Here is a 24,522-nt window from a genome sequence, read left to right on the forward strand (position 1 = left end):
CCTCGTCATCCGGCTCCGCGCACGATCGGCCGGACAGGTCCTACCGCAGGCGGCCCCGTTTGGCCTCCATCGCCGCCTTGCCCATGGCGTCCTGGCGCTTCCAGCGCTTGCGCATCTCCGCGCGGAGGCGGGCATCGGTCTTGGCGACGATGTACTGGTTCTCGCGGAGCAGTTTGCGGTAGCTGTCCAGGCGGCGCTGCGGCAGGTCGCCGGTCTCCAGGGCCTCGAGGACCGCGCAGCCCGGTTCGCTCTCGTGGGCGCAGTCGTGGAAACGGCAGCGCTCGGCGAGCTGCTCGATCTCGGAGAACACCTGGCCGACCCCGGTCCCGGCGTCCCACAGGCCGACACCCCGCAGTCCCGGTGTGTCGATGAGGACTCCCCCGCCGGGCAGCGCCAGCAGGTTGCGGGTGGTCGTGGTGTGGCGGCCCTTGCCGTCGACGTCCCGGGTGGCCCGGACGTCCATCACGTCCTCGCCGAGGAGCGCGTTGGCCAGGGTGGACTTGCCGGCGCCGGACTGCCCGAGCAGGACCGTCGTACCGCCCGCCGCGATGGCGGCGAGCACGTCCAGTCCGTCCCCGTCCAGCGCGCTGACCGTGAGCACCGGCACCCCGGGGGCGCTGGTCTCCACGTCCTGGACGAGGTACGAGCGGGTGACCGCGTCCGGCACGAGGTCGGCCTTGGTGAGCACGACCACGGGCTGGGCCCCGGACTCCCAGGCGAGCGCGAGGAAGCGCTCGATCCGGCCCAGGTCGAGTTCGGCGGCGAGCGAGACGGCGATCACGGCGTGGTCGACGTTGGCGGCGAGGATCTGCCCCTCGGACCGCTTGGAGGAGGTGGAGCGCACGAAGGCCGTGCGGCGCGGCAGATACGCGCGGACGTAGCGGGGGTTCCCTCCGGGTTCGACGGCGACCCAGTCGCCGGTGCACACGACCTTCAGCGGGTCGTGCGGGGTGACGAAGGCGGTGTCGGCGCGCAGAAGCCCGCCGGCGGTGACGACGTCGCACTGGCCGCGGTCGACGCGGACCACGCGTCCGGGCAGCAGCCCTTCCGCGTCGTAGGGGGTGAAGTGCTCCGCCCACGCGTCGTCCCAGCCGTACTGGGTGAGCGCGGAGGAGGCGGAGGAAGGAGAGAGGGAGCTCAAGGGGTGACCCTTCGGGCGGGTGGCCCCGGCGGCCGCGTGTACGCGGTCACGTACGGACGGGAAGGAAAGGGTGAGGTCAGCCGGTGGCCACGGAGGTGGATATGACGGATTCCTGAAGGCGGGCAGCGCCCAGCGCAATGACAGTCATCGGTCGACACCTCCTCACTTCGAACTCACTTCGGACTCGCTTCGAGCTCACCGTAGCCCGCGGTGGGCCCGGCCCGTCAACTTGTTTTTGTCAGGCCGGCGCGCAGGTCCGGTCGTTGAGGGTGAAGCCGGCCGGCGGGCGGTTGGTGCCGTTCCGGGAGGCGACGAAGCCGAAGGCGAGCTTGCCGCCGGCGGCGACCGTGCGGCGGTAGACGGGCGCGGAGGCGGTGACGTGGGAGCCGTCCTGGCGCACGGAGGCGTCCCACATCTGGGTGATCCGCTGCCCGTCCTCGAAGGTGAAGCCGACGCGCCAGGAGTCGAGCGCGTCCCGCGTGGTGACGGTGACGGTGGCCTGGAAGCCGTCGGGCCACTGATTGACCAGGTCGTAGTCGACGCGGCAGGCGGCGGGCGCCCCGCGGCCGACGGACCCGGGCGCGGTGGTGGCGGTCGCCGTGGCGGTGGCCGTCGACGTGCCCTGGGGTTCGGGGTCGGGGTCCGGGTCGCGGTCGGCGTCGTTCCGGTCCGGCGCGTCGGACGGCGTCGGTGCGGCCTGCTGCCGCGTCGGGGCCGAGGGGCTCGGGGAGGTGTCGTCGGTGGCGGGGAGCGTGGCGGGCAGCGTGGCGGCGGACGGCGGGGAGGGCACGGGGTCGGCGACGGGGCGGCCGGCGTCGCTTGCCGCCGCGTGGTCGTCGGCCAGGTCACCGAAGGGCATCAGCGAGGCACCGAGGGCGAGCAGGGAGACGAGGACGGCGGCGATGAGCAGGGCGTGCCGGGCGACGAAGGGCCGGCCGGACGCGTCGGCCGGGTCGCCGGTGTCCGCGTCGGAGCGGTCCGTCCCTCCGGTGCCCAGGCGCGCCTCGGCGGCGCGGCGGCGGCGCTCCAGGTAGGCGAGTCCGCCCCAGCCGATCACCCCGCCGGCCAGCGCCCCGGGCAGACCTTGGCCGTCGAGGCGCAGACAGGCGGCGGCCTCGGCGCACGGCTGGCAGGTGGCGAGGTGCCGGGTGAGGTCGTCGGGGGCGTCCGCGGCGGGCGAGCGGGTGACGGCGTCGAGGAGCCGGGCGTAGCTGCGGCACTCGGCGTCCATCGGGGAGTCGAGGTGGTTGCGGTGGCAGCGGTCCCGGAACAGGCGGCGCACCTGGGCGAGTTCGTCGGCGACGGTGGCGGGGTCGAGGCCGAGCCGGCGGGCCACCAGGGGCAGCGGCAGGGCCTCCGCCTCGGCCAGCCACAGCAGTTCGGCGTCCGCCTGCTGGAGGTCGCGCAGTCCGCGCACCGCGACCGGGCGGTGCAGGGGCGGGCCGGTGTACCGGGGAACCTGGTCGGAGTGGAGCCACAGCCGCAGGTCCGGGTCGAGTTTGTGTCCCTGGCCCGCGGTCTCCCAGGCGGCCGCGGTGGTGCGCACGGCGGTCAGCAGCAGGGGGATCCGGGGCAGTCTCGACGAGCGGCGTCCGGTGCCGCGTACGGTGCCGTGCTCGGCGGCGCGCAGTTCCGCTATGCCCTCGGCGAAGGCCTCGCGGGCCAGTTCGGCCGCGGCGGCGGATCCCGCCGTGCACAGGTCGGCGTAGGAGAGCACCGCGTCCCAGCACTCGGTGAACAGTGCCGCCTCGCTGGCGTCCTTCGGGTCCGGCAGGTCGGGCATGACACTCCTGCATCACGTACGAGGTCAACTCGCCACATTCGGCGTGCAGTTATGGGGAGAACTCGCGGCAGTGGCCGAGCTTTTCACGTGGTCGGCACAACTGACAAGCGCCGTCTTCACATTCCGTGGCGGCGGCGCGACCCCTCGCAGTGACCATACGCAAGGAAGGCCGGAACGTCTCACGTTCCGGCCTTCCGACGCGGTGGGCGGCCGGCGGCTCAGACGGCCCCGGCGGGCTCCTGCGCGGGGAGGCTGTCCATGAACGAGCTGACGGAGAACACCGCGTTGCCGGGTCCGGGCGGGCCGTACCCGGGGGGCGAGGACAGGCCGAAGTCCTCCATGGTCTGCCGGTACGCCTGGAGCAGCCGGATGTGGTACTCCAGCGGGGCGCCCTGCGGGTTGGCCTTGCCGAGCGGAGTGGTCGGCTCCGGGCACCAGGTGGTGAAGCGGGGCGTGATGCCGTGCGACATGAAGAAGCGCAGGCCCTCGGTGGTGGAATCGATGGCCTCGTCGACGGTCTTGAAGCCGAAGGGCTCGGCCATCTCCACGCCCGCGACGAAGTTGGGGATCACGTTGCGCGCGCCGAAGATCTCGGCGGAGTCGAGGATGCGCCGGTGCCACTCGTCCCGGCCGACGTAGCGCTCCTTGCCGGGGCAGTACATCTTGAACAGGTACTCGTCCCACACCTCGTAGTTGGGGTGGTAGATCTGCACGCCGTAGTCCTTGAAGCGCTGCACGTCGTCCTTGGGCAGCGCCTGGGCGACGACCTTGCCGATCCAGCGGCCGGGGAAGCGCTCCTCGATGGCCTTGGCGTAGTGGCCGTAGAAGTCGGCCTCGTCACGGCCGGAGACGGTCTTGGTGATGGCGCCGCCGGTGAGGGTGTAGGCGGTGGACGCCTTCTGCGTGTCGTACCGGTCGATGATCTCCAGGGCCTCGAGGACCTCCTCGACGTCCTTCACCCCGGTGTAGGGCCGGCCGGCCGCCTTGTGCTGGCGCCAGTTGTGATTGATGTCGCAGTACTGGCACTCCTCCTTGGCGCCGAAGTACTGGCAGACCCGGAAGACGGTCAGATAGATCAGGTAGCCCCACTGGATGGTGGGCGCCACCTCCATGACCGACTTGCCGTTGGACAGCTTGTGCCGGTAGTACTCCGGCATCGGCGGCACGCCGACGTCGGAGATCCGCTTGCCGTCCAGGTACAGGCCGAGCATCCCGTGCTCGTCGGCGGCGACGCGGTAGGGGGAGGTGGGGTTCACCCGCACGGACACCACCGTGCGGCGCAGGTCGTAGGGGCCGCCCGTGAGGATGATCTCCTCCGGCGGCCGCCGCAGCGCGGCCTCGCCAAGCTCGGGCAGGGTGCCGTGGTCGAAGGAGAAGATGAAGTACGACTTCGGTTTGACCTCTCCGCCCTCGTTGTCACTGAGCGCGGACGGGTCGAAGGCCACGCCGCCGCGCAGCAGGTCCTCCTTGAAGACGGCCTCGCGCGGCACATGCGGGAACCGCTCCATCAGATCCTCGACCAGCGCGGTACGGCTGCCCATCGCGTGTTCTCCTCCCGGTGCCGACGTACGACTCCTCACGGTATGCCCCCGGCCGGGCATCCGGGCGGCCGGGTCCCCCACATGGTGCGGGCCGAATCCGAGGTAGGTTCCGGCTGGGGCCCTTTTCGGCCCCGGTGGCCGGGAAGGACGAGGGATGACCGAGAGTGTGACCAACTGGGCGGGGAACATCACGTACGCCGCCAAGGAGCTGCACCGCCCGCGCACGCTGGACGCGCTGCGCGCGCTGGTCGCGGAGAGCTCCCGGGTGCGGGCCCTGGGCAGCGGGCACTCCTTCAACGAGATCGCCGAGGCCGGCGAGGACGGCATGCTGGTCTCCCTGGGCGACCTCCCCGCCCGGATCGACGTGGACACCACGGCCCGGACGGTACGGGTCGGGGGCGGGGTGCGCTACGCGGAGCTGGCCCGGCAGGTGCACCGGCACGGGCTGGCGCTGGCGAACATGGCGTCGCTGCCGCACATCTCGGTGGCCGGCTCGGTCGCCACCGGCACGCACGGCTCGGGCGTCGGCAACGGCCCGCTGGCCTCGTCGGTGCGCGCGGTGGAGCTGGTGACGGCGGACGGCTCGACGGTGACCCTGGAGCGGGGCGACGAGCGGTTCGCCGGGGCGGTCACGTCGCTGGGCGCGCTCGGTGTCGTCTTCTCACTCACCCTGGACCTGGAGCCGGCCTTCGAGGTCGAGCAGCACGTGTTCACCGAGATGCCGCTGGACGGGCTGGACGAGGCCGCCTTCGAGACGGTGATGGCGTCGGCGTACAGCGTGAGCCTGTTCACCGACTGGCGGAAGCCGGGCTTCCGGCAGGTGTGGGTGAAGCGGCGCACCGACCAGCCGTTCACGGACCTGCCCCCGGCCGCCCCGGCGACCGAGAAGATGCACCCGGTGCCGGGGATGCCCGGGGTGAACTGCACCGAGCAGTTCGGCGTGCCGGGGCCCTGGCACGAGCGGCTGCCGCACTTCCGGGCGGAGTTCACGCCGAGCAGCGGGGCCGAGCTCCAGTCGGAGTACCTGATGCCGCGCAGGTCGGCGGTGGCGATGCTGCGCGCGCTGGACGGGATCCGGGAGACGGTCGCGCCGGTGCTCCAGACCTGCGAGGTGCGCACGGTCGCCGCCGACGAGCAGTGGCTGAGTCCCTGCCACGACCGGGACTCGGTGGCCGTGCACTTCACCTGGATCGAGGACACCCGGACGGTGCTCCCGGTGGTGACGCGGGTGGAGGAGGCGCTGGAGCCGTTCGACGCGCGGCCGCACTGGGGGAAGGTGTTCACCACCCCGGCGGCGGTGCTGCACTCCCGCTACCCGCGGCTGCACGACTTCCGGGCGCTGGTCCGTGACCTGGACCCCGAGGGCACGTTCACCAACGCCTTCGTGCGGGACGTGCTCGGCGACTGACCGGACTTCGTCAAGCCCCTTTCCTAAGCCCTTGTCGAACGTTCCGCCTCGTGCGTAGCCTTGCCGCGCGCCGGTGCCGGTCCGGCCCGGCCGGAGGGGATGGGGGCAGCGGAACGGTGAAGCGCACATCACGGGACATCCGGACGGCCAACCGCTATCAGGTGCTGCGCCAGATCATCGCCGCGTCGCCGACCTCCCGGCAGGAGCTGGCGGCCGCCACCGGGCTGAGTCTCGCCACCGTGGCCACCCTGGTGGGTGAGCTGCTCGACCTCGGTCTGATCACCGAGGTCGGCTTTGAGGACTCCGCCGGCGGCCGCCCCCGGGGCCTGGTGGCGGTCGACGCGGCCGGTGGCGCGCTGATCGGGGTGGACCTGGCCGAGACCTATGTCCGGGTCGAGCTGTTCGACCTCGCCCTGAACGTGCTGGCCCGCGCCGAGGAGTCCATGCGCCCCGGCGACAGCCGGCCCGAGCAGGTGGTGGGCCATGTGGCCACGGCGGTCGGGTCGGTGGTGGCGCAGGCCGGTGTGGAGGGCGCGCGGGTGCTCGGGGTCGGGGTGAGCGTGCCGGGTCAGGTGGACCGGGACACCGGTGTGTCCGAGTACGCGCCGAACTGGGACTGGCACGACGTGCCGCTGCTGGACCTGCTCACCGGGCACATCGCCTACCCGCTGTACCTGGACAATCCACTGCGGGCCTGCGCGGTGGCCGAGCTGTGGTTCGGGGCGGCGCGGGGCTGCGGGGACGCGGTGGTGGTCAACCTGGGGACCGGGGTGGGCGCCGGGCTGGTGCTGGGCGGCGGGGTGCACCGGGGGGTGAGCAACAGCGCCGGCGAGTGGGGGCACACCACGCTCGTCCTGGACGGCCGCCCGTGCCACTGCGGCAACCACGGCTGTGTGGAGACGTACACGGGCGCGCCGGGGATCATGCTGAACCTGCGGGAGCTGTGTCCGGACAGTCCGCTGCTGCGTCCCGGGGACCAGACGGCCACCATCGACGCGCTCGCCCGGGGGGTGGGCGCGGGCGTTCCGGAGGCGGTGGCGGTGCTCCGGCACACCGCCCGCTATCTCGGCGCCGGTGTCGCCGATCTGGTCAACCTCTTCAATCCGGAGGTGGTGGTGCTCAGCAGCTGGGTCGCGGCCGCGTTCGGCGAGCCGCTGCTCGACGAGGTGCGCGCGGCCGTCGCGCGGCACGCGCTGCGGCGTCCGCTGGCCGCCACCCGGATCGTCCTGTCCCCGATCCCGACCGACCCGGTGTGCCTGGGAGCGGCGACGTTCGCGCTGGAAGGAGCGTTGCAGTCGGCCGGAAAGGGCACCCGGGCCCGCGCGGCGGGAGGCCGCAGGTAACCCCCGGCGCCACGGCCGTGCGTCGTCGTGAAGGTCTCGCACCACTTCGCACGGACTTTGTCCAACCCCTTGCCGAAGCATTGGCCGAAGGTTAACGTCCCGCGCACCGCAAGTCCTTGAGCCCCTTCCGCCGCCAGCCGCACTCGAGACAAGGACGTCGACATGCCGGCCATGAGATACAGCAACTGGGACCGCCGATCAGTACTCCGCGCCGCGCTCGGCCTCACCGCGGCCGGATCGCTCGCCGCGTGCGGGAGCAACAACGGCCGCGGAGGCGGCTCCGGTTCGGGCACGAACCTGGTCCAGTACTTCCACGCCTACGGCGAGGCAGGCACCGAGCAGGCCATCAAGCGCTACGCCAAGGCGTACGAGGAAGCGAACGTGACCACGCAGTGGATCACGGGCAACAACTTCGAGAGCAAGCTCTTCTCCGCGCTGCTCACCGACAACGCGCCGGACGTCTTCGAGTTCCACCCGCAGATCCAGCTCATCAGGAGCGGCCAGGTGGCCGATCTGACCGATCTGATCGAGCCGGTGAAGGACGACTTCAACCCCGCCGACATCCAGTCGCACACCGTCGACGGCAAGATCTACGGCATCCGGATGATCGACGACCCGCAGTTCTTCTTCTACCGCAAGTCGCTCTTCGACAAGGCGGGCGTCGGCGTGCCGCAGACGCTCGACGAACTCCTGGAGACGGCCGCCGAGCTGACCACCGACAAGGTCAAGGGCATCTACCTGGGCAACACCCTGCACTCGATGGTCAACCCGCTGATCTGGTCGTCCGGCGCCGACACCCTGGACGAGAACAACGAGATCGCCTACCACACGGACGGCGTCGTCGGCGGCTTCCGCACCCTGCGCAAGCTGTTCACCAGCGGCGACCTGCTGCTCGACGCGCCGACCGACTTCTGGGACCCCTCCGCGCTCAACCAGGGCCTCACCGCCATCCAGTGGTGCGGGATGTGGGCCATGCCGCAGATGCAGGAGGCGCTCGGCGACGACCTCGGCGTCTTCCCCTTCCCCAAGGTCACCGCCGACGGCAAGCAGTCGGTCTACAACGGCGGCTGGTCGATGTTCGTCAACGCCAAGGGGAAGAACGTCGAAGCGGCCAAGGAGTACGTCAAGTGGCTGTGGATCGACCAGAAGGAGTACCAGGAGGACTGGGCGGTCTCCTACGGCTTCCACATCCCGCCGCGCACCTCGATAGCCGAGTCCGCCGACAAGCTGAAGTCGGGCCTGCCGGCCGAGGGCGTCGAGCTGTTCAACGAGTTCGGGCACTTCGACAACATCGGCTGGACCCAGGCGATGATCAGCGCCCTGGAGGACGTCCTCGCCAACTCCGTCCGCAAGGACGGTGACCCGGAGGCCGAGCTCGACAAGGCCGACGCCAAGGTGAAGCGCGAACTCGACAAGCTCTTCGGTTAGCCCGGCGGACGGACGCCCACGCCATGCCTGCCACCACCACGCGCGACGCCACCCGCCCCGCTCCCGGCAAGGATGCCCCCGCCCGGCCGCGGCGGACCCTGCGGACGTACAACACCCTCGCCTTCTGGATGTTCACCGGGCCGTTCCTGATCGGCCTGGCGGTCTTCGTCTACGTTCCCATCCTGTGGAGCGCGTGGCTGTCGTTCTTCGAGGCCCGCTTCACGGTCACGCCCAGCGAGTTCGTCGGCTTCGACAACTACCGCATGATGCTCACCGACGACGGGTTCATGGGCTCGCTCGTCACCTTCACCGTCTTCGCCGTGTTCATCGTCCCCACCACCTGGGCCCTGTCCCTGGCGCTCGCGCTGGCCGTGAACCGGCTGCGGTTCATGCGGGCGTTCTTCCGGTCGGTGTTCTTCCTCCCCACAGCGGTGAGTTACGTCGCCGCCTCCCTCATCTGGAAGATGTCCATCTTCAACGGGGTGCGCTTCGGGCTCGCCAACACCGTCCTCGGCGTCTTCGGCGTCGACAACACCGCCTGGCTGGCCAGCCCCGACCCGCCCTGGTACTGGCTGGTCATCGTCACCCTGCGGCTGTGGCTCCAGGCCGGCTTCTACATGATCCTGTTCCTGGCGGCGCTGCAGAACATCCCGCAGGAGCTGTACGAGGCGGCGGCCATCGACGGGGCGAAGCCAGGCTGGCAGACGTTCCGCCACATCACGCTGCCGCAGCTGCGGGCGACCTCGACGGCGGTGATCCTGCTGCTGCTCGTGGCCGCCTACCAGGCCTTCGACGAGTTCTACAACCTGCTGACGCGCTCCACCTGGGGGCGTCCGCCGCTGGTCGAGCTGTACCAGACGGCGCTCGGCGAGAACCAGGACTACGGCGCGGGCAGCGCCGGCGCGCTGATCCTGACGCTGCTGATCTGCGTGGTGACGCTGCTCCAGGGCCGGATCATGGGCTTCGGCCGGGGGGAGGGCTCCAAGTGACCACCACCGCACCCAGGACCGAGGAGACCACGGCACAGCCGACGCGGACGCCACGCCGGACCCGGCGCGGGAGCGTCATCGGCTCGGCGGGCCTGTACGCCGCCACGGGCGTCGCCGCGCTGCTGTTCCTCGTGCCGTTCTATCTGATCGTGCGCAACGCCCTGTCCACCGACGCCGAGATCACCGGGGAGGAGTGGCAGTTCTTCCCCACCGACCTCCAGTGGGGCAACATCACCGAGCCGTTCGACGATCCGACGGTCGACTTCGCCCGGTCGCTGTGGAACTCGGCGGTCGTCGGCACGGCGCACACCGTCGGCACCCTGCTGGTCTGCTCGCTGGCCGGCTACGGGCTGGCCCGCATCCCCTACCGGCACGCCAACAAGGTGTTCTACGCCGTCCTGGTGACCCTGATGGTGCCGACCGCCGTCACCTTCGTGCCCAGCTTCGTGCTCGTCTCCTCGCTGGGCTGGGTGGACAGCTACCGCGGCCTGATCATCCCGGGCCTGTTCAGCGGCTTCACCTGCTTCCTGTTCCGGCAGTACTTCCTGGGCTTCCCCAGGGAACTGGAGGAGTCGGCGCGGGTGGACGGGCTCGGCTACTGGGGCGCGTACTGGCGGGTCGTCGTGCCGAACTCGCTGAACTTCTTCGCCGCGATCGCCACGATCACCTTCATCAGCGGCTGGAACGCCTTCCTGTGGCCGCTGGTCATCGGCCAGGACCCGAGCGCCTGGACGGTCCAGGTGGCCCTCTCCTCGTACATGACCAATCAGACCGTCAACTTCCATCTGATCTTCATGGCCACGGCCATTTCCATCCTTCCCCTGGTGTGCGTGTTCCTGTTCCTCCAGCGCTGGCTGGTGCAGGGCGTCGCACAGACCGGGATCAAGGGCTGAGCTAGGAGACTCATGTCTGTGCGCACCCCGGACGGCCCGACCGGCTTCGTCGAGGACGTCTCCCCCGGCCGCGGGACCCTGCCCCCGCGGGCCTGGTACGCGTCCTCCGACGCGGCGTCGCTGTCCCTGAACGGCGTCTGGCGGCTGCGGGTGTCCCCCACCGCCGGCGCCGAGGACGAGGCGTTCGCCGCGCCCGGGTACGACGCCGGTGACTGGGCGGAGGTGAGCGTGCCCGGCCACTGGGTGCTCCAGGGCCACGGCGCGCCGATCTACACCAACCATCTGTACCCCTTCCCGATCGACCCGCCGCACGTGCCGACCGAGAACCCGACCGGCGACCACCTGCGCGTCTTCGACCTGCCGGACGACTGGCCCGCGGGCGACGCCGTGCTGCGCTTCGACGGGGTGGAGTCCTGTGCCAGGGTGTGGCTGAACGGCACGGACATCGGGGAGTTCAAGGGCTCTCGGCTGCCGCACGAGCTGGCGGTCGGGCATCTGCTGAAGCCGTCCGGGAACGTCCTCGCGGTGCGCGTGCACCAGTGGTCGGCGGGCTCGTACCTGGAGGACCAGGACCAGTGGTGGCTGCCCGGCATCTTCCGTGACGTGACGCTGCTGCACCGCCCCGGGGGCGCGGCCGGTGACTTCTTCGTGCACGCCTCCTACGACCATGTCACCGGCGAGGGCACCCTGCGCGTCGACTCGGACACGGCGGGCCGGGTGACCGTACCGGAGCTGGGCGTCGACGTCGCCACGGGCCAGACGGTGACGGTGCCGGTGGATCCCTGGACGGCGGAGGCGCCCCGGCTGTACGCGGGGACGCTGGCCACGGCGGGCGAGCGCGTCCCGCTGCGCGTCGGCTTCCGTACCGTCGCCGTGGAGGACGGCCTGATCAAGGTCAACGGAACGCCCCTGCTCTTCAAGGGCGTCAACCGCCACGAGTGGCATCCGCGCCGGGGCCGCGCGCTGGACCTGGACACCATGCGCGAGGACGTGCTGCTGATGAAGCGGCACAACGTCAACGCCGTCCGCACCTCGCACTATCCCCCGCACCCGGCGTTCCTGGACCTGTGCGACCAGTACGGGCTGTGGGTGATCGACGAGTGCGACCTGGAGACCCACGGCTTCGTCGAGCAGGACTGGCACGACAACCCCGTCGACGACGACCGCTGGACGCCCGCCCTGCTCGACCGCGCCGCCCGCATGGTGGAGCGGGACAAGAACCACCCGTCGGTGGTGATGTGGTCGCTCGGCAACGAGGCGGGCACCGGACGCGGGCTGACCGCGATGGCCGACTGGATCCACGGCCGGGACCCCTCCCGCCCGGTGCACTACGAGGGCGACGCCGGCTGCCGTGACACGGACGTGTACTCGCGGATGTACCCGCCGCACGAGGAGGTCGAGCGGATCGCGCGGCACCAGGACGGCGGGCCCCGCCACCGGCGCGAACTCCCCCTGGTCCTCTGTGAGTACGCGCACGCCATGGGCAACGGGCCCGGCGGACTCACCGAGTACCAGGAGCTGTTCGAGCGGTACGGCCGGCTCCAGGGCGGTTTCGTCTGGGAGTGGATCGACCACGGCATCGAGCACCCGGAGCTGGGCTACGCCTACGGCGGCGACTTCGGGGAGGAGCTGCACGACGGCAACTTCGTCTGCGACGGGCTGCTGTTCCCGGACCGTACGCCCTCGCCGGGCCTGACCGAGTTCAAGAAGGTGATCGAGCCGGTCCGGATCGAGGCGGGCGGCACGGACGGCACCGTACGGGTGACCAACCGCTACGACTTCGCGGATCTGTCGCATCTGGAGTTCGTGTTCTCCCACCAGGTGGACGGCATGCCGACGGGCGCCCACCGCCTCGCCGTGCCGCCGCTCGCCCCAGGGGAGTCGGCCGAAGTCAAGCTGCCCGAGGCCCCGGACGGCGAGGGCGAGGAGGTGCAGTGGACGGTGGAGGCGCGGCTCGCCGAGGACACGCCGTGGGCCGGGGAGAACCACGAGGTGGCCTGGGCCCAGGGGACGGTGGCTCCCCGCGCCCCGCTGCCTACGGCGACCGGCGTGCGCCCCGCCGTGGACGGTGACCGGATCATCCTCGGCCCGGCGGTCTTCGACGCCCGCACCGGCGCGCCCCGCGCGCTCGCCGGTGTCGCGGTGCGGGATCTGCGGCTGGACGTGTGGCGGGCGACCACCGACAACGACGACGGCGCGCCCTGGCAGTCCGACACCCGCTACGGGCTCCGCTGGCGCGAACTGGGGCTGCACCGCATGCGCCACCGTCTGGTGGCCGTCGACACCGGTGACGACGCGCTGACGGTACGGACCCGGGTGGCGCCCGCGGGGCGGGGTCCCGGCCTGCGCACGGCGTACCGCTGGACGTCGGACGGCACGCGGGTACGGCTGAGCGTCTCGGTCGTGCCGGAGGGCGACTGGCGGGTGCCGCTGCCCCGGCTCGGCATCCGCTTCGGCCTCGTCGGGGCCACCGAGGACGACGCGGTCTTCTGGTACGGCGGCGGCGGCGAGGCGTACCCGGACTCCCGGGCCGCAGCCAAGGACCTGCTGTGGGACGCGAGCGTCCGGGACCTCCAGACGCCGTACGTCCGCCCGCAGGAGAACGGCGCGCGCGCCGGTGTGCGCTGGGCGGAGGCCGGCGGTCTGCGGGTCGACGGCGAGCCGGAGTTCTGGTTCACGGCGAGGCCCTGGACCAGCGAGCAGCTGGACGCCGCCCGGCACCGGACCGACCTCGTGCCCGGCGACACGGTCTGGGTCAACCTGGACCACCGGCTGCACGGCATCGGCTCCCAGTCCTGTGGTCCGGGCCCGCTGCCCCGGTACTACCTGTGGCCCGAGCCCGCGGAGTTCTCCTTCGTCTTCTCGGAGCCGCACGGCTGACGACAGGAGCCGCACGGCTGACGACGCGAGCCGTACGACTGACCGGAGCCGCCCGGAGCCGTCCCCCGTGCCGGTGCGGGGGACGGCTCGCCCGGCTGCCTCCGGTGGGCTAGGTTGGTCTTTCCTAGACCCCCCAGGTTTCTCCGGAGGCCCGCATCCCCCGCGCCGGACTCACCACCGACCGCCTCGTGGCGGCCGCCGCCGATCTCGCCGACGAGGCGGGCTACGACAACGTCACCCTGTCCGCGCTCGCCCGCCGCTTCAACGTCAGGGACGCGAGCCTGTACACGCATGTGCGCGGCCTGCGGGACCTGCGCGTCCGCATGGCCCTGCTGGCGGGCGGCGAGATGATCGACCGCATCGCGTCGGCCGTCGGGGACCGGACCGGCAAGGAGGCGCTGACCGCGTTCGCCGGTGCCTACCGCGCGTACGCCCGGACGCATCCCGGCCGTTACGCGGCCACCCAGATCCCGCTGGACCCCTCCCTCGCCACCGACTCCCCCGCGATGCGCCGCACCGCCGAGGTCATCCACGGCCTGCTCGGCGCCTACGGCCTGAGCGAACCCGACCTCACCGACGCCGTACGCCTGCTCCGCAGCACCCTGCACGGCTACTGCGCCCTGGAGGCCTCCGGCGCCTTCGGCGCACCCCGCGACCTCGAGGCGTCCTGGGCGCGGGTGGTCGACGCCCTGCACATCACGCTGGTCAACTGGCCCCGGGAGCAGCGGGAGCAGCTGGCCTGACGCTCCGTCACTCCTCCTCGTCGAGGGGCGGCGGTCCGATCCACTGGGCGGGGCGCACCGGCCGCCAGAACGTCCGGTGGAGGAAGAGCAGCGTCAGCAGCAGCAGGATCAGTCCCACGGACACGAACATGCCCACGAACATGACGTCGTCGCCGGCCGGATCGTCGTCATGGGCGATGGCGACGACGATCGGGACGATGAGCGCGGCCGGGAGGAGGATCCAGAAGTACAGGTAGGTCCGGATGACCTCGATGGCGCGGATGCGCGAGGTGCCGTAGATCCGGTACTCGATCGTCGAGCCGTCGCCCTGCTGGGTGATCTTGCCCTCCCGCACGTAGTAGCGGCGCAGCGGGACGATCGGCAGGAGGATCATCAGCCACTGCGTGGCGAAGAAGCGACCGGTGTCGTCCGGGCGGGAGTTGTACAGCAGCATGGTGCCGAGCGCGTTGTAGGTCCCCAGCGAGGGCGGCCTGGCGTCCGGCGGCAACGGGCACACGGGATCCGGCATGCGCGGCAGGGTATCCGCGCCCTGCGGGGACGCGTCCCGGCCGGGCGGATATCGACTGGGGCCGGCCTACCGGGCGAGCGTCCCGATCTCCCCGTACGACGGTGTCGTCCCCTCCGGGACGGTTCCGCCCGCCCGGATCGCGGCCGCCGCGTCCAACGCCGCGCCCAGGGCCCGGCGGTACAGCAGCGAACCGAGGCTGACGCGGCGCACGCCGAGGTCGGCGAGGTGGGCGAGGGACGGTCCGGTGGGCGAGTGGAGGATGTTGAGGGGAACGCCGTCCAGCGCGCGCACCACCTCGGCGATCCGCCCGGGATCGGTGAGCCCGGGGACGAAGACGCCGTGCGCGCCCGCGTCCCGGTAGGCGACGGCTCGGGCGAGGGTGTCGGCCGGGTCGCCCTCGCCGAGCCAGTGAGTGTCGGTGCGGGCGTTGACGAAGAGCCCGGGAGCCGCCGCGCGGACGGCGGCGATCTTCGCGGCATGCCGGCCGACGGACCCGAGCCCGTCCTCCAGGTTGATACCGGCGGCCCCCAGCGCGGACAACTCCCGGGCGAACGCGGCCACCTCGTCCGGATCGTCGCTGAATCCGCCCTCCGCGTCCACGGAGAGCAGGAAGGACCCGGACCCGAGGGCACGCGTGAGCCGCAGCGTCTCCTCCCGGGTGGCCGCCGCCCCGTCGGGCAGCCCGGCCGCCGCCGCGACCCCGAGGCTCGTGGTCCCGACGGCCCGGAAACCGTGCGCGGCCAGGAGGAGCGCGGAGGCGTGGTCCCAGGCGTTGGGGAGCAGCAGGGGCGCGTCCGCGTGGTGGAGGTCGGCGAAAGCGGTCATGGGGTGAACGCTAGAAGCGAAACCCTTCGGTCGCTGCCGAAGTATCCGCGCGGGGTCACGCGGGCGCGAAGGAGTGCATCTCGTCGCCCTCGGGCCGCACCACTCCGTAGGTGCCCTCGGGGACGGCGTTCCAGGCGCCGGGGAGGTCGCCCAGGGGTTCGGAGACGATCAGGCGGGCGTCGTCGGAGATCTCCCGGAGGAAGGCCACGTCCGGATGGAGGGACCGCAGCGTGTCCACGCGGGTGCTGTAGAACAGCGAGCGGGACTTCTTCTCCGTGGAGTAGCGGAACGCCCACAGGCGCACGCCGTCGGTCACCGCGACCGACATCTGCATCGGATGCTCCACGCCGTGCTCGTACCCGACGTGTTCCACCAGGCCGGTCATGCGGGCCACGGCGCCGGGCGGGTCCTCCTCCAGGCCGAGCGACAGCGCCAGGTAGAACATCATCTCCGAGTCCGTGGACCCCTCGACGTACGGGAACAGGCGCGGGTCGACGGCCAGCGCCAGGTCGCGCCGGAGCCGGTGGAACTCGGCGATCGCCCCGTTGTGCATCCACATCCAGCGGCCGTACCGGAACGGGTGGCAGTTGGTCTGCTGCACCGCCGAGCCGGTGGAGGCCCTGATGTGGCCGAAGAAGAGCGGGGAGACGACGTGCCCGGCGATCTCCCGCAGGTTCCGGTCGCTCCACGCCGGCCCGATGTCCCGCACCACCGCGGGGCTCTCCTTGTCCGGCCCGTACCAGCCCACGCCGAAGCCGTCACCGTTGGTGGTCTCGACGCCCATCTTGGCGTGCAGGCTCTGGTCGATCAGGGAGTGGACCGGCTTGTAGAGGATGCTGTCGAGCAGGATCGGCGTACCTGAATAGGCCAGCCAACGGCACATGTCCACCGCCTTCCGGGACCCGCGGTCAGCGCTCGCCGCGGCTGCCGCGCGGGACGCACAGCGCCCAGATGATGAACCCGGAGAAGGCGATCATCACCACGGACCAGACCGGGTAGTACGGCAGGGACAGCGATGATGAGGAGCCCGGCGATCAGCACACCGCCGATACGGGCCGGCAGGGCGCCCCGGACCAGGCCGAGGCTGACCAGCACGGCGATCGCGCCGAGGATCAGGTGGGTCCAGCCCCACGCGGTGAGGTCGAACTTGAAGACGTAGTCCTGCGTCGCGACGAAGACATCGTCCTCGGCGATGCCCATGATGCCGCGCAGGACGTCGAGGACTCCCACGATCATGAGCGAGACGGCGGCGAAGACCGTCAGGCCCTCGGCCCACTGCCGCTTCGCCGACGGCGCGTGTGCGCGCGCCCCGTGTGTCGGGTGTGTCGCTGCCATGTCCGATGCCTCGATTCGGTGTCGTGCGGTCAGCGGTCCGGCCGGCCGTGGCCGCTGAGGACCAGTTCCTTCGCCCTGCGGAACTCGTCGTCCGTGATGTCGCCGCGGGACTTGATCTCGGAGAGCCGGGCGAGCTCGTCGACACTGGAGTGTCCGCCCCGCGCGGTCTGACGGACGTAGCTGTCGAACGCCTCCTGCCGCTCCCGCGCCTGTGCGACCTCCCGGCGTCCCATGTTCCGGCCGCGGGCGATCACGTAGACGAAGACGCCGAGGAAGGGCAGGACGACGGTGAACACCAGCCAGCCGGCCTTGGCCCAGCCGCTCAGGTCGTCGTCGCGGAAGATGTCCATGACGACCCGGAAGAGCAGGATGAACCACATGATCCACAGGAAGAAGACCAGCAGGGTCCAGAAGGCACTCAGCAAGGGATAGTCGTACGCGAGATACGTGACGTCGCTCATCTTCGTTACTCCGTCCCGGGCCCGTGCGCCCGACCTGTCGTGCGGCCCCGTCTCTCAGCGTCCGCGCGCCGGAGTGCCGCTGCCTCACCCGGGACGGGTGATCCGGCCGGGGCGCGTCCGCGGTGGGATGGGCGCCGGGGAAGTCCTCGTTCACGGTGCAGGCGGGAGACAGTGATGGCCCTACCGAGTCCCTTCAGCGCCTCCCTCACCCCGGCCGAGCGCGCCGCGTACGGCAAGGAGGCGCGCGGCCGGGTCCCGCGCTCCTCCCACGGCGCGTTCGAGGCGCCCCGGGACCGCCCGGACCCGGTCGACGTGATCGAGCGGCAGTCCGCGACCCGGCTGCCCGAGCTGGTGCCGGTCCGCTACGGCCGCATGCTGGAGTCGCCCTTCCGGTTCTACCGGGGCGCGGCGGCGATCATGGCGGAGGACCTCGGCCGGGCCCCGGGCACCGGGCTGGCCGTGCAGCTCTGCGGTGACGCCCATCTGCTCAACTTCCGGCTGCTGGCCTCCCCCGAGCGGCGGCTCGTCTTCGACATCAACGACTTCGACGAGACGCACTCCGGGCCCTTCGAATGGGACGTCAAACGGCTGGCGGCGAGCTTCGCCATCGCGGGCCGGGCGAACGGCTTCCCGGCCGCGGAGCAGAACCGCGCGGTGCGCGCCTGCGTGGAGGCGTACCGCCACCGCATGCGGGACTTCGCCGGCATGCGCACCCTCGACATCTGGTACGCGCAGGACGACGCCGACCGGCTGCGGGAGCTGATGGCCTCGTCGATGACCCGGGAGGCCCGCCGCCGTACCGCGCGGGCGACCGAGCGCGCCCGGACCCGCACCCACCTCCAGGCCTACGCCAAGCTCACCCACGTCTCCGACGGGCGACGCCGCATCGCCGCCGATCCGCCGCTGATCACCCCGTTGAGCGATCTGACGGACGACCCGTCCGCCGAGGAGAAGGGCCTGCGCGAGGTCCTGGACGGCTACGCGCGGTCGCTGTCCTCGCACCACCGCCATCTGCTGGGCCGCTACCACCTGGTCGACGTGGCCCGGAAGGTCGTCGGCGTCGGCAGCGTCGGCACCCGCTGCTGGATCGCGCTGCTGCTCGGCAGGGACGACGACGATCCCCTGCTGCTCCAGGCCAAGGAGGCGCAGGAGTCGGTGCTCGCCCCGTACGCGGGCGGCGAGCGCTTCGACAACCAGGGCCGCCGCGTGGTGGACGGCCAGCGGCTGATCCAGACCACCAGTGACATCCTGCTCGGCTGGACCCACGCCGTGGGCCTCGACGGGCACCCCCGGGACTTCTACGTACGCCAGCTGCGCGACTGGAAGGGCATCGCACGCCCCGAGACCATGGACCCGGGCCTGCTGGGGCTCTTCGCCCGCCTGTGCGGGGCGAGCCTGGCGCGGGCCCACGCCCGCTCCGGGGACCCCGTCGCCATCGCCGCCTACCTGGGGCGCGGCGACCGTTTCGACCGGGCGCTGACCGGGTTCGCGCAGGACTACGCCGACCGCAACGAACGCGACCACGAGGCACTGCGTGCCGCCGTCCGGTCGGGCCGGGTGCGCGCCGAGACCCCCTGACCTGCCGGGCGGGCGGTCACTCCGGCACCTGGCGCATCTCCAGCACGCGCAGGCCGAGGGACTGGCAGCGGGCCAGCAGCCCGTACAGATGCGCCTCGTCGACGACATGACCGAACAGCAGGGTCTGCCCCGACATGGTCACGTGGTCGAGTTCCGGAAAGACCTTGATCAGCGGTTCCGAGAGATGCCCGTCCACGCGGATCTCGTAGCGCATGAGCCGCTCCCCGGGTGGCTGGAACAGGCGGATCGCGCCCGTATGCGTCCATCGTCCGCCCCGGGGCGCGGGCACGGTTCACCCCGTACAGGTGAGTGCGTGCGCCCGGCGCCTGTGTCACAGCAGGTCCAGCTCGCGGGCACGGCGCACGGCTTCGTTGCGGCGGTTGACGGACAGCTTCCGGTAGACGCTCTTGAGGTGGGTCTTGACGGTGTTCACCGACAGGTACAGGTCGGCGGCGATCTCCTCCGTGGACATCGTCAGGGCCAGGCGCCGCAGCACGTCGCGTTCGCGGCCGCTCAGTTCCTCCACGACCGGGGGCGGCTCCTCCACGACCGGGGGCGGCGGCGCGGGCCGGTGCGGGGAGGCCGGTTCCAGGTAGGGCCGTATCCACTCCCCTGCCTCGGCGAACGGCCGTCGCAGCCGCTCGCGCCGTGCCTGGGTCAGCGCCCGCGTCACGAGGGCGCGTGCGGCGGCCCGGTCGCCCGCCTCGTCGGCGGCCCGTGCCCGCACCAGCGCGGCCCGGACGGTCACCGCGGGCCCCGCGCGCCCCTCGGGACGCACCCGGTCGAGCAGCCGTACGGCCGCCTCGGTGCGCCCGGCGGCGAGCTGGACCCGGGCCGCCCCCACCGCGCACGCCACCTGCTCGTCGGGCACCTCCGCCAGCAGCCCGGCGGCGGCCCTCACCCGGCCCTCGGCGAGCCGGGCGGCCGCCATGACGAGCGCCGTCTCCGCCCGCACCCACGGCGAGCCGGCGTCGGCCCGCACCTCCCGCTCCACCGCGTGCAGCGCGGCCCGGGTGTCCCCGCGCGCCAGGTGCAGCCGCGCGGCCGCCAGGGCGCGCCCGGCCTCCAGTACGGGGTCCCGCAGGGCCGGGTGCGCCTCGGCCGCCGCGCCGAGCAGGGTCTCGGCCCGGCCCAGCTCGTCCCGGTCCACGGCGACGGCCGCCAGCACGAGCCGCTCCACGCCGGAGCCGGAGGGCGGGGACAGTCCGAACCGTTCCGTCTCGGCGAGCGCCGCCCGCGCCGTGCGCTCCGCCCGGCCGGGCCAGCCGTTCAGACAGTCGATCAGGGCGATCCGGCCCAGCGCGTCCTCGCGCGGCAGCGCGGTGGCCGCTCCCGGGGCGAGGCCCGCCACCGTGGCCAGCGCGGACCGCGCCTGGTCGAAGTGCCCGGCCCACAGCCGCGCGGAACCCAAGTGGTCCAGGAGCAGCGCGAGGAGTTCCGGATGCCGGTCCAGCAGCTCGGCGGGGAGCAGGTCCCACAGCCCATCGGCCGCCCGCGCGGCGTCCTCCGCCCGCTCCGGCGCACCGGCCAGCCGGGCCGCGAGGGCCTCGAGCAGGGCGCGGCTCAGCCGGACCGCCGCGTCGTCGCCGGTGCCGTCCCGCTCCGCCGGACCGCGCCGTGCCCGGTGCAGATGGGCCAGCCCGCCGACGACATCGCACCGGGCCAGCCGTACGGCCGCCCGCACCAGCTCCGGTGCCGCCCCCTCGTCCTCCCGCCCCATGCGTGAGAACAGCTCGGTGAGCGTGTCGGAACGCGGCCCGGTGAAGAACTGTCCGATCGCCAGGTCGTCGATCAGGGCGTCGGCGGTGAACCGCCAGTCGTCGGCGGCGGCCCCGTGCCCCAGCGCCTCGGCGAGCGCCCCGGACCGCCGCAGCCGGGCGGCGGCCCGCCGGTGCAGCTCGGGTTCGAGTCCCGGCCGGCGCATCCGCAGATGGGCGCGGAGGATCTCGGCGAACAAGGGGTGCAGGCGGTACAGGCCGTGACCGAGGTGCTCGACGAAGGCGTTGCCCCGGCTCAGCCGGTCCAGGATGCCCTCGGCGTCCTCCCGTCCGGTCACCGCGTTGGCCAGTCCGGGGCCGAACCGGTCGAGCACGCTCACCCGCAGCAGCAGCTCCTGCGTCCCGGTGTCCTGCCGCTTGAGCACCTCCGCCAGCAGGAAGTCGGCGATCGGACTCCGGTCGGCCTCGAACTCCTTGAGGTAGAGGGCGGGGTCGGCGCTCTGTCCGGCGGCCAGGGCACTCAGCCGCAGCCCGGCGGCCCACCCCCGGGTCCGCTCCACCAGCGCGCACACCGCCGCCCCCGGCAGCCGCAGCCCGTGCAGCTCCAGCAGCGGGCCCGCCTCGTCCGGGGTGAAGGCCAGCTCGGCGTCCCGGATCTCGGTCAGCGCGCCCGCCGCCCGGTAGCGGTGCAGCGGCAGCAGCGGTTCGGTACGGGTGACGAGGACCAGGCGCAGGCCCGCCCCGGCATGCCGCAGGGCGAATTCCAGCTGCTCGGCGATCTCGAGGGCCGTCACGCGGTCGAACTCGTCCAGCACCACGACCACCGGCCGCTCCCGGCCGCTCAGTTCCGCCGCGAGCCGGGCGGGCAGGGCCGGACCCACCCGGTTCGCGTCCGCCGGGACACCGACGTCGGCGGGCAGCGGGACACCGGCCGTGCGCAGCGCGCGCAGCAGATACGCCCAGAACACCCCGGGCCCCTCCGCCGTCGCGTCGGTGGTCAGCCACGCCACGGGCAGCCGCAGCCCGGCGCGGCCCGCGACCCAGTCCGCGACCAGCAGCGTCTTCCCCGCCCCTGCCGAGCCGTTGACCATGGTCAGCGGGGTGTCCAGGGCCTGGTCGAGATGCCTGTTCAGCCGCTCCCGCCGCAGATACGTCACGGGGAGCGCGGGGACCGCGAACCGGGTGCGCAGGAACGGGTCACCGCGCGGGTCGGCCTGGTACTCCGCCGGCGGCGCGTGCTGCTCGTCCACCCCGGTCATGGCGCTCACCGCCCCTGTCCGGCCGTGCCCCCTCCCAGCATCGCAGCCGTCGGACGGGACGGCACGTCGTGACAGGTTCCCCGGCACGCCGCGCGCCCGGGCCGGGTCACCCGTCGTCGGCCCTGTCCAGCCCGTGCGGGCCGGGCACGCCGATCAGCAGCAGGGTCACGTCGTCGTCGTGCTCGGCCGGGGCCGGGATGAGGGTGCTGATCAGCCGGTCCGCCCCCCGGTCGAGGAGCACCGGGTCGGCGCAGGCGCCCGCCAGCTCGACGCCGGCGGTGCGGGCCAGGACGTCGATGCGCGCCTCGATGTCGGTGCCGGGCTCCTCGACCAGCCCGTCGGTGTAGAGGACGAGGACGCTGCCCGGCGGCACCGGCCGGGTCACCTCCTCGAACGGCAGCCCGCCGCCGCCCGGGTCGTTGACCCCCAGGGGCACGCCGACCGGCGCCCGCAGCCGGGCCGGGGCCCCGCCGGGCGGCAGGACGACGAGGGGCGGGTGACCTGCCGAGCAGACGGTGACCTCGCAGGTGTCCTGGTCCAGGATCAGGTAGAGACAGGTGACGAGCTGGCCGGCCAGGTCGCCGACGAACATGTCCAGCGAGGTCATCAGCCGGCTGGGCGTGACCCCGGTACGGGCCAGCGCGTGGGAGGCGGCGCGCAGCTGCCCCATGACGGCCGCCGCCTCCAGCCCCCGGCCCATCACGTCCCCGATGATGACGCCGGTGCGGCGGCCGCCGAGGGGGATGACGTCGAACCAGTCGCCGCCGACCCCCGGGTCCTTGATCGAGGCCAGATACCGGTACGCGCTGGGCAGATGGGCGAGGGTGGGCGGCTCCCCCATGAGGCTGTGCTGAAGGGTGTAGGCGATGCGCCGCTGCTGCTCGTAGCGTTCGGCGCGCTCGGCCTCCGCCCTCCGGCGCTCGGTGATGTCCCGCACGAACAGCACGGCGCGGGTCTCCCGCCCCGCCTGGAGACTGCTGATGCTGACCTCGACGGGGAAGGCGGAGCCGTCGCCCCGCATCCCGTAGAGGTCCCGGTCCACGACCACGGGCTGCGGGTCGTTCCGTCGCAGGTAGGCGTCGAGGAGGAGGCCCTGCCGCCGGCGGTTCGCGGCGGGTGCGAGGTCGGCGACCCGGGTGCCGACGAGGTCGCCCGGCAGCCGGCCGAACACGCGCTCCACCTCCGCGTTGGCCATGACGACGGTGCCGCTGCCGTCCGTGATGAGCGTGGCGTCGGGAGCGGACTCCAGCAGCGCGCGGAACCGCCGCTGCGCCCGCTCCACCTCGCGCTGGGCGGCGACCCGGTCGGTGATGTCGGTGACCACGCCGCACACGGCGTAGGGGGCACCGGACGCGTCGTTGAGCGGGAACAGGGTGGTCAGGAACTCCCGGGTACCGTCGGGCAGGGTGAGTCGTTCCTCCCGCTGCACGGGCCTGCCCCGGGCCAGCATCGCGAGGTCGGCGTCCCGCGCGTGACGGGCGAGGCCGGGGGGCATGACGTCCACGTCGCGGCGGCCCAGCACCCGCTCACGGGGCAGCCCCAGGCTCTCCTCGAACATCGTGTTGACCGCGAGGAAGCGGCCCTCGAGGTCCTTGATGAACACCGTCGCGGGGGTGTTGTCCATGAAGTCCCGCAGCAGTTCGTTCTGGCGCACCTGCCATTCGAGACGGCCGTGGGACACCTCGACACGGCGGCCCACGGCCAGGGCCGCGAAGATCACCGCGGTGAACACGGCCACGTTGGCCCACACCAGCAGGGCGGTGGCCAGCCGCAGCCCGAACAGACCCGCGTCCTCACCGGCCAGGATGCCCCAGCCCAGCAGGGGCGGCACGATCACGGCGGTGACGATCAGGCGGCGTCCCAGCGCGCCCGTCGTGCCCGTGTTCAGGAGGAGTCCGCTCAGCCCCTCGTCCGGCCGGGCGAGGAAGGCGGCCGCGCCGAGGAGGATCAGGGCCGGCGCGGTGTGCAGGGCCATGCCCGTGTAGGCGCCGAACCGCTCCAGCTCGGGTACCGCGTAGGCGGCCCCGTACAGGCGCAGCAGGCCGAGGGCCCCGGCCGCCAGGCCCAGGAACTGACTGATCCACGCGGGGACGCGGCGCACACTCGCGCAGAGGGCCGCCGCACCCCCGATCATCATCGCCGCGGCGGTGTTCGGCGCCATCCATCCGGGCACACGCGTCTGGACGTCAGCGGTGTCGTCCCGGAAGAGCAGCTCGTCGACGCCCAGTCGCGTCCCGGTCACGTGCTGCGCCAGCGTGAGCGCCCCGATCACCAGTGCCAGGGTCGCCGCCACGCGGGCCACCGCGGCCGCCCACCCGTGGACCGGGCCGCGTGCGACGAGGAACAGGGAGACCCCGAGCGCTACGACGGCCACGGCGGAGTTCGCCTTCATGGACACCGCGACACCGGGCAGCACGCTCTTCAGCACATCGACGCCGGCGATCCACCCGGTCAGGCCGACCGCGCCCACGAGCGCGGCCAGCAGCGCCATGATCCCCGCCAGCATGCGGACGGCGGCCAGGGCGGGCGGGTGGAACGGCAGGCCGTCGGCGCGCTCCATCCCCTGGACGCCGGACAGCCCGGACCCGTGCTGCTCTCTTGTCACCGCGCTCTCATCCCTGGCCGATGGCACACCCGCCGCATCAATCGGATCATTTCATGTTAAAGAATGCGAAAGGTACGGGCACCT

General features: G+C 72.5%; 18 protein-coding genes and 1 pseudogene. 8 read left to right on the forward strand and 11 right to left on the reverse strand.

Annotated features, from left to right (window positions below; translation table 11 throughout):
* Positions 1 to 40 precede the first annotated feature (40 nt).
* The 3 genes from rsgA to AC5L3C_RS07200 all read right to left on the reverse strand — a co-directional run bounded on the left by rsgA (position 41) and on the right by AC5L3C_RS07200 (position 4,465).
* Positions 41 to 1,141 (reverse strand): ribosome small subunit-dependent GTPase A, encoded by a 1,101-nt coding sequence (rsgA, locus tag AC5L3C_RS07190; RefSeq protein WP_493647729.1) that lies wholly within the window; start codon positions 1,139 to 1,141, stop codon positions 41 to 43.
* Between the two features lie 238 nt (positions 1,142 to 1,379).
* On the reverse strand, positions 1,380 to 2,924 hold the full coding sequence (locus AC5L3C_RS07195; RefSeq protein ID WP_493647731.1) for a cellulose binding domain-containing protein: 1,545 nt from the start codon (positions 2,922 to 2,924) through the stop codon (positions 1,380 to 1,382).
* Positions 2,925 to 3,142: 218 nt separating this feature from the next.
* Entirely contained in the window at positions 3,143 to 4,465 is a 1,323-nt protein-coding gene (locus AC5L3C_RS07200; RefSeq protein WP_493647733.1) for a radical SAM protein, read from the reverse strand.
* A gap of 154 nt (positions 4,466 to 4,619) precedes the next feature.
* Here AC5L3C_RS07200 and AC5L3C_RS07205 point away from each other — a divergent pair, with 154 nt between their 5' ends.
* From AC5L3C_RS07205 to AC5L3C_RS07235, 7 genes are all read left to right on the forward strand, one after another.
* Positions 4,620 to 5,873: an FAD-binding protein gene (locus tag AC5L3C_RS07205; protein ID WP_125503384.1), complete on the forward strand. Its 1,254-nt coding sequence runs from the start codon at positions 4,620 to 4,622 to the stop codon at positions 5,871 to 5,873.
* 116 nt (positions 5,874 to 5,989) lie between these two features.
* On the forward strand, positions 5,990 to 7,216 hold the full coding sequence (locus tag AC5L3C_RS07210) for an ROK family transcriptional regulator (RefSeq protein ID WP_493647735.1): 1,227 nt from the start codon (positions 5,990 to 5,992) through the stop codon (positions 7,214 to 7,216).
* A 171-nt stretch (positions 7,217 to 7,387) separates the two neighbouring features.
* Positions 7,388 to 8,644 carry an ABC transporter substrate-binding protein gene (locus AC5L3C_RS07215; RefSeq protein WP_493653764.1) on the forward strand — a complete coding sequence of 419 codons (1,257 nt, stop codon included), beginning with the start codon at positions 7,388 to 7,390 and terminating at the stop codon, positions 8,642 to 8,644.
* Between the two features lie 23 nt (positions 8,645 to 8,667).
* Positions 8,668 to 9,633, forward strand: coding sequence for a carbohydrate ABC transporter permease (locus AC5L3C_RS07220; protein ID WP_125503386.1), 966 nt, complete (start codon positions 8,668 to 8,670; stop codon positions 9,631 to 9,633).
* Positions 9,630 to 10,526, forward strand: coding sequence for a carbohydrate ABC transporter permease (locus AC5L3C_RS07225; protein WP_125503387.1), 897 nt, complete (start codon positions 9,630 to 9,632; stop codon positions 10,524 to 10,526). Before AC5L3C_RS07220 ends, AC5L3C_RS07225 begins: the two co-directional genes overlap by 4 nt.
* A gap of 12 nt (positions 10,527 to 10,538) precedes the next feature.
* Positions 10,539 to 13,406, forward strand: a complete 2,868-nt coding sequence (locus AC5L3C_RS07230; protein WP_493647737.1) for a glycoside hydrolase family 2 TIM barrel-domain containing protein — start codon at positions 10,539 to 10,541, stop codon at positions 13,404 to 13,406.
* A 155-nt stretch (positions 13,407 to 13,561) separates the two neighbouring features.
* The gene (locus AC5L3C_RS07235; RefSeq protein WP_493653765.1) at positions 13,562 to 14,149 is read left to right on the forward strand and encodes a TetR/AcrR family transcriptional regulator; all 588 of its coding nucleotides are present in this window, start codon (positions 13,562 to 13,564) and stop codon (positions 14,147 to 14,149) included.
* Between the two features lie 7 nt (positions 14,150 to 14,156).
* Here AC5L3C_RS07235 and AC5L3C_RS07240 read toward each other — a convergent pair whose 3' ends face one another.
* From AC5L3C_RS07240 to AC5L3C_RS07260, 5 genes and pseudogenes are all read right to left on the reverse strand, one after another.
* A complete protein-coding gene (locus AC5L3C_RS07240) occupies positions 14,157 to 14,657 on the reverse strand; it encodes a hypothetical protein (protein WP_493647739.1) in 501 nt (166 codons plus the stop codon).
* Positions 14,658 to 14,723: 66 nt separating this feature from the next.
* A complete protein-coding gene (locus AC5L3C_RS07245) occupies positions 14,724 to 15,482 on the reverse strand; it encodes an isocitrate lyase/PEP mutase family protein (protein WP_493647741.1) in 759 nt (252 codons plus the stop codon).
* Between the two features lie 55 nt (positions 15,483 to 15,537).
* Positions 15,538 to 16,365, reverse strand: coding sequence for a class II glutamine amidotransferase (locus AC5L3C_RS07250; RefSeq protein WP_493647743.1), 828 nt, complete (start codon positions 16,363 to 16,365; stop codon positions 15,538 to 15,540).
* Positions 16,366 to 16,390: 25 nt separating this feature from the next.
* A pseudogene (locus AC5L3C_RS07255) lies at positions 16,391 to 16,817 on the reverse strand (DUF7144 family membrane protein).
* A 29-nt stretch (positions 16,818 to 16,846) separates the two neighbouring features.
* Positions 16,847 to 17,278: an SHOCT domain-containing protein gene (locus AC5L3C_RS07260; RefSeq protein WP_493647745.1), complete on the reverse strand. Its 432-nt coding sequence runs from the start codon at positions 17,276 to 17,278 to the stop codon at positions 16,847 to 16,849.
* Positions 17,279 to 17,452: 174 nt separating this feature from the next.
* Here AC5L3C_RS07260 and AC5L3C_RS07265 point away from each other — a divergent pair, with 174 nt between their 5' ends.
* Positions 17,453 to 18,856, forward strand: a complete 1,404-nt coding sequence (locus tag AC5L3C_RS07265; protein ID WP_493647747.1) for a DUF2252 domain-containing protein — start codon at positions 17,453 to 17,455, stop codon at positions 18,854 to 18,856.
* A 16-nt stretch (positions 18,857 to 18,872) separates the two neighbouring features.
* Here the strand turns inward: AC5L3C_RS07265 and AC5L3C_RS07270 are convergent, their stop codons facing one another.
* The 3 genes from AC5L3C_RS07270 to AC5L3C_RS07280 all read right to left on the reverse strand — a co-directional run bounded on the left by AC5L3C_RS07270 (position 18,873) and on the right by AC5L3C_RS07280 (position 24,438).
* Positions 18,873 to 19,070 carry a DUF8691 family protein gene (locus AC5L3C_RS07270; protein ID WP_085575256.1) on the reverse strand — a complete coding sequence of 66 codons (198 nt, stop codon included), beginning with the start codon at positions 19,068 to 19,070 and terminating at the stop codon, positions 18,873 to 18,875.
* Positions 19,071 to 19,187: 117 nt separating this feature from the next.
* On the reverse strand, positions 19,188 to 21,833 hold the full coding sequence (locus tag AC5L3C_RS07275) for a winged helix-turn-helix domain-containing protein (RefSeq protein ID WP_493653766.1): 2,646 nt from the start codon (positions 21,831 to 21,833) through the stop codon (positions 19,188 to 19,190).
* Positions 21,834 to 21,939: 106 nt separating this feature from the next.
* Positions 21,940 to 24,438, reverse strand: coding sequence for a PP2C family protein-serine/threonine phosphatase (locus AC5L3C_RS07280; RefSeq protein WP_493647750.1), 2,499 nt, complete (start codon positions 24,436 to 24,438; stop codon positions 21,940 to 21,942).
* Positions 24,439 to 24,522: the final 84 nt, after the last annotated feature.

The organism is Streptomyces speibonae, assembly GCF_984686075.1.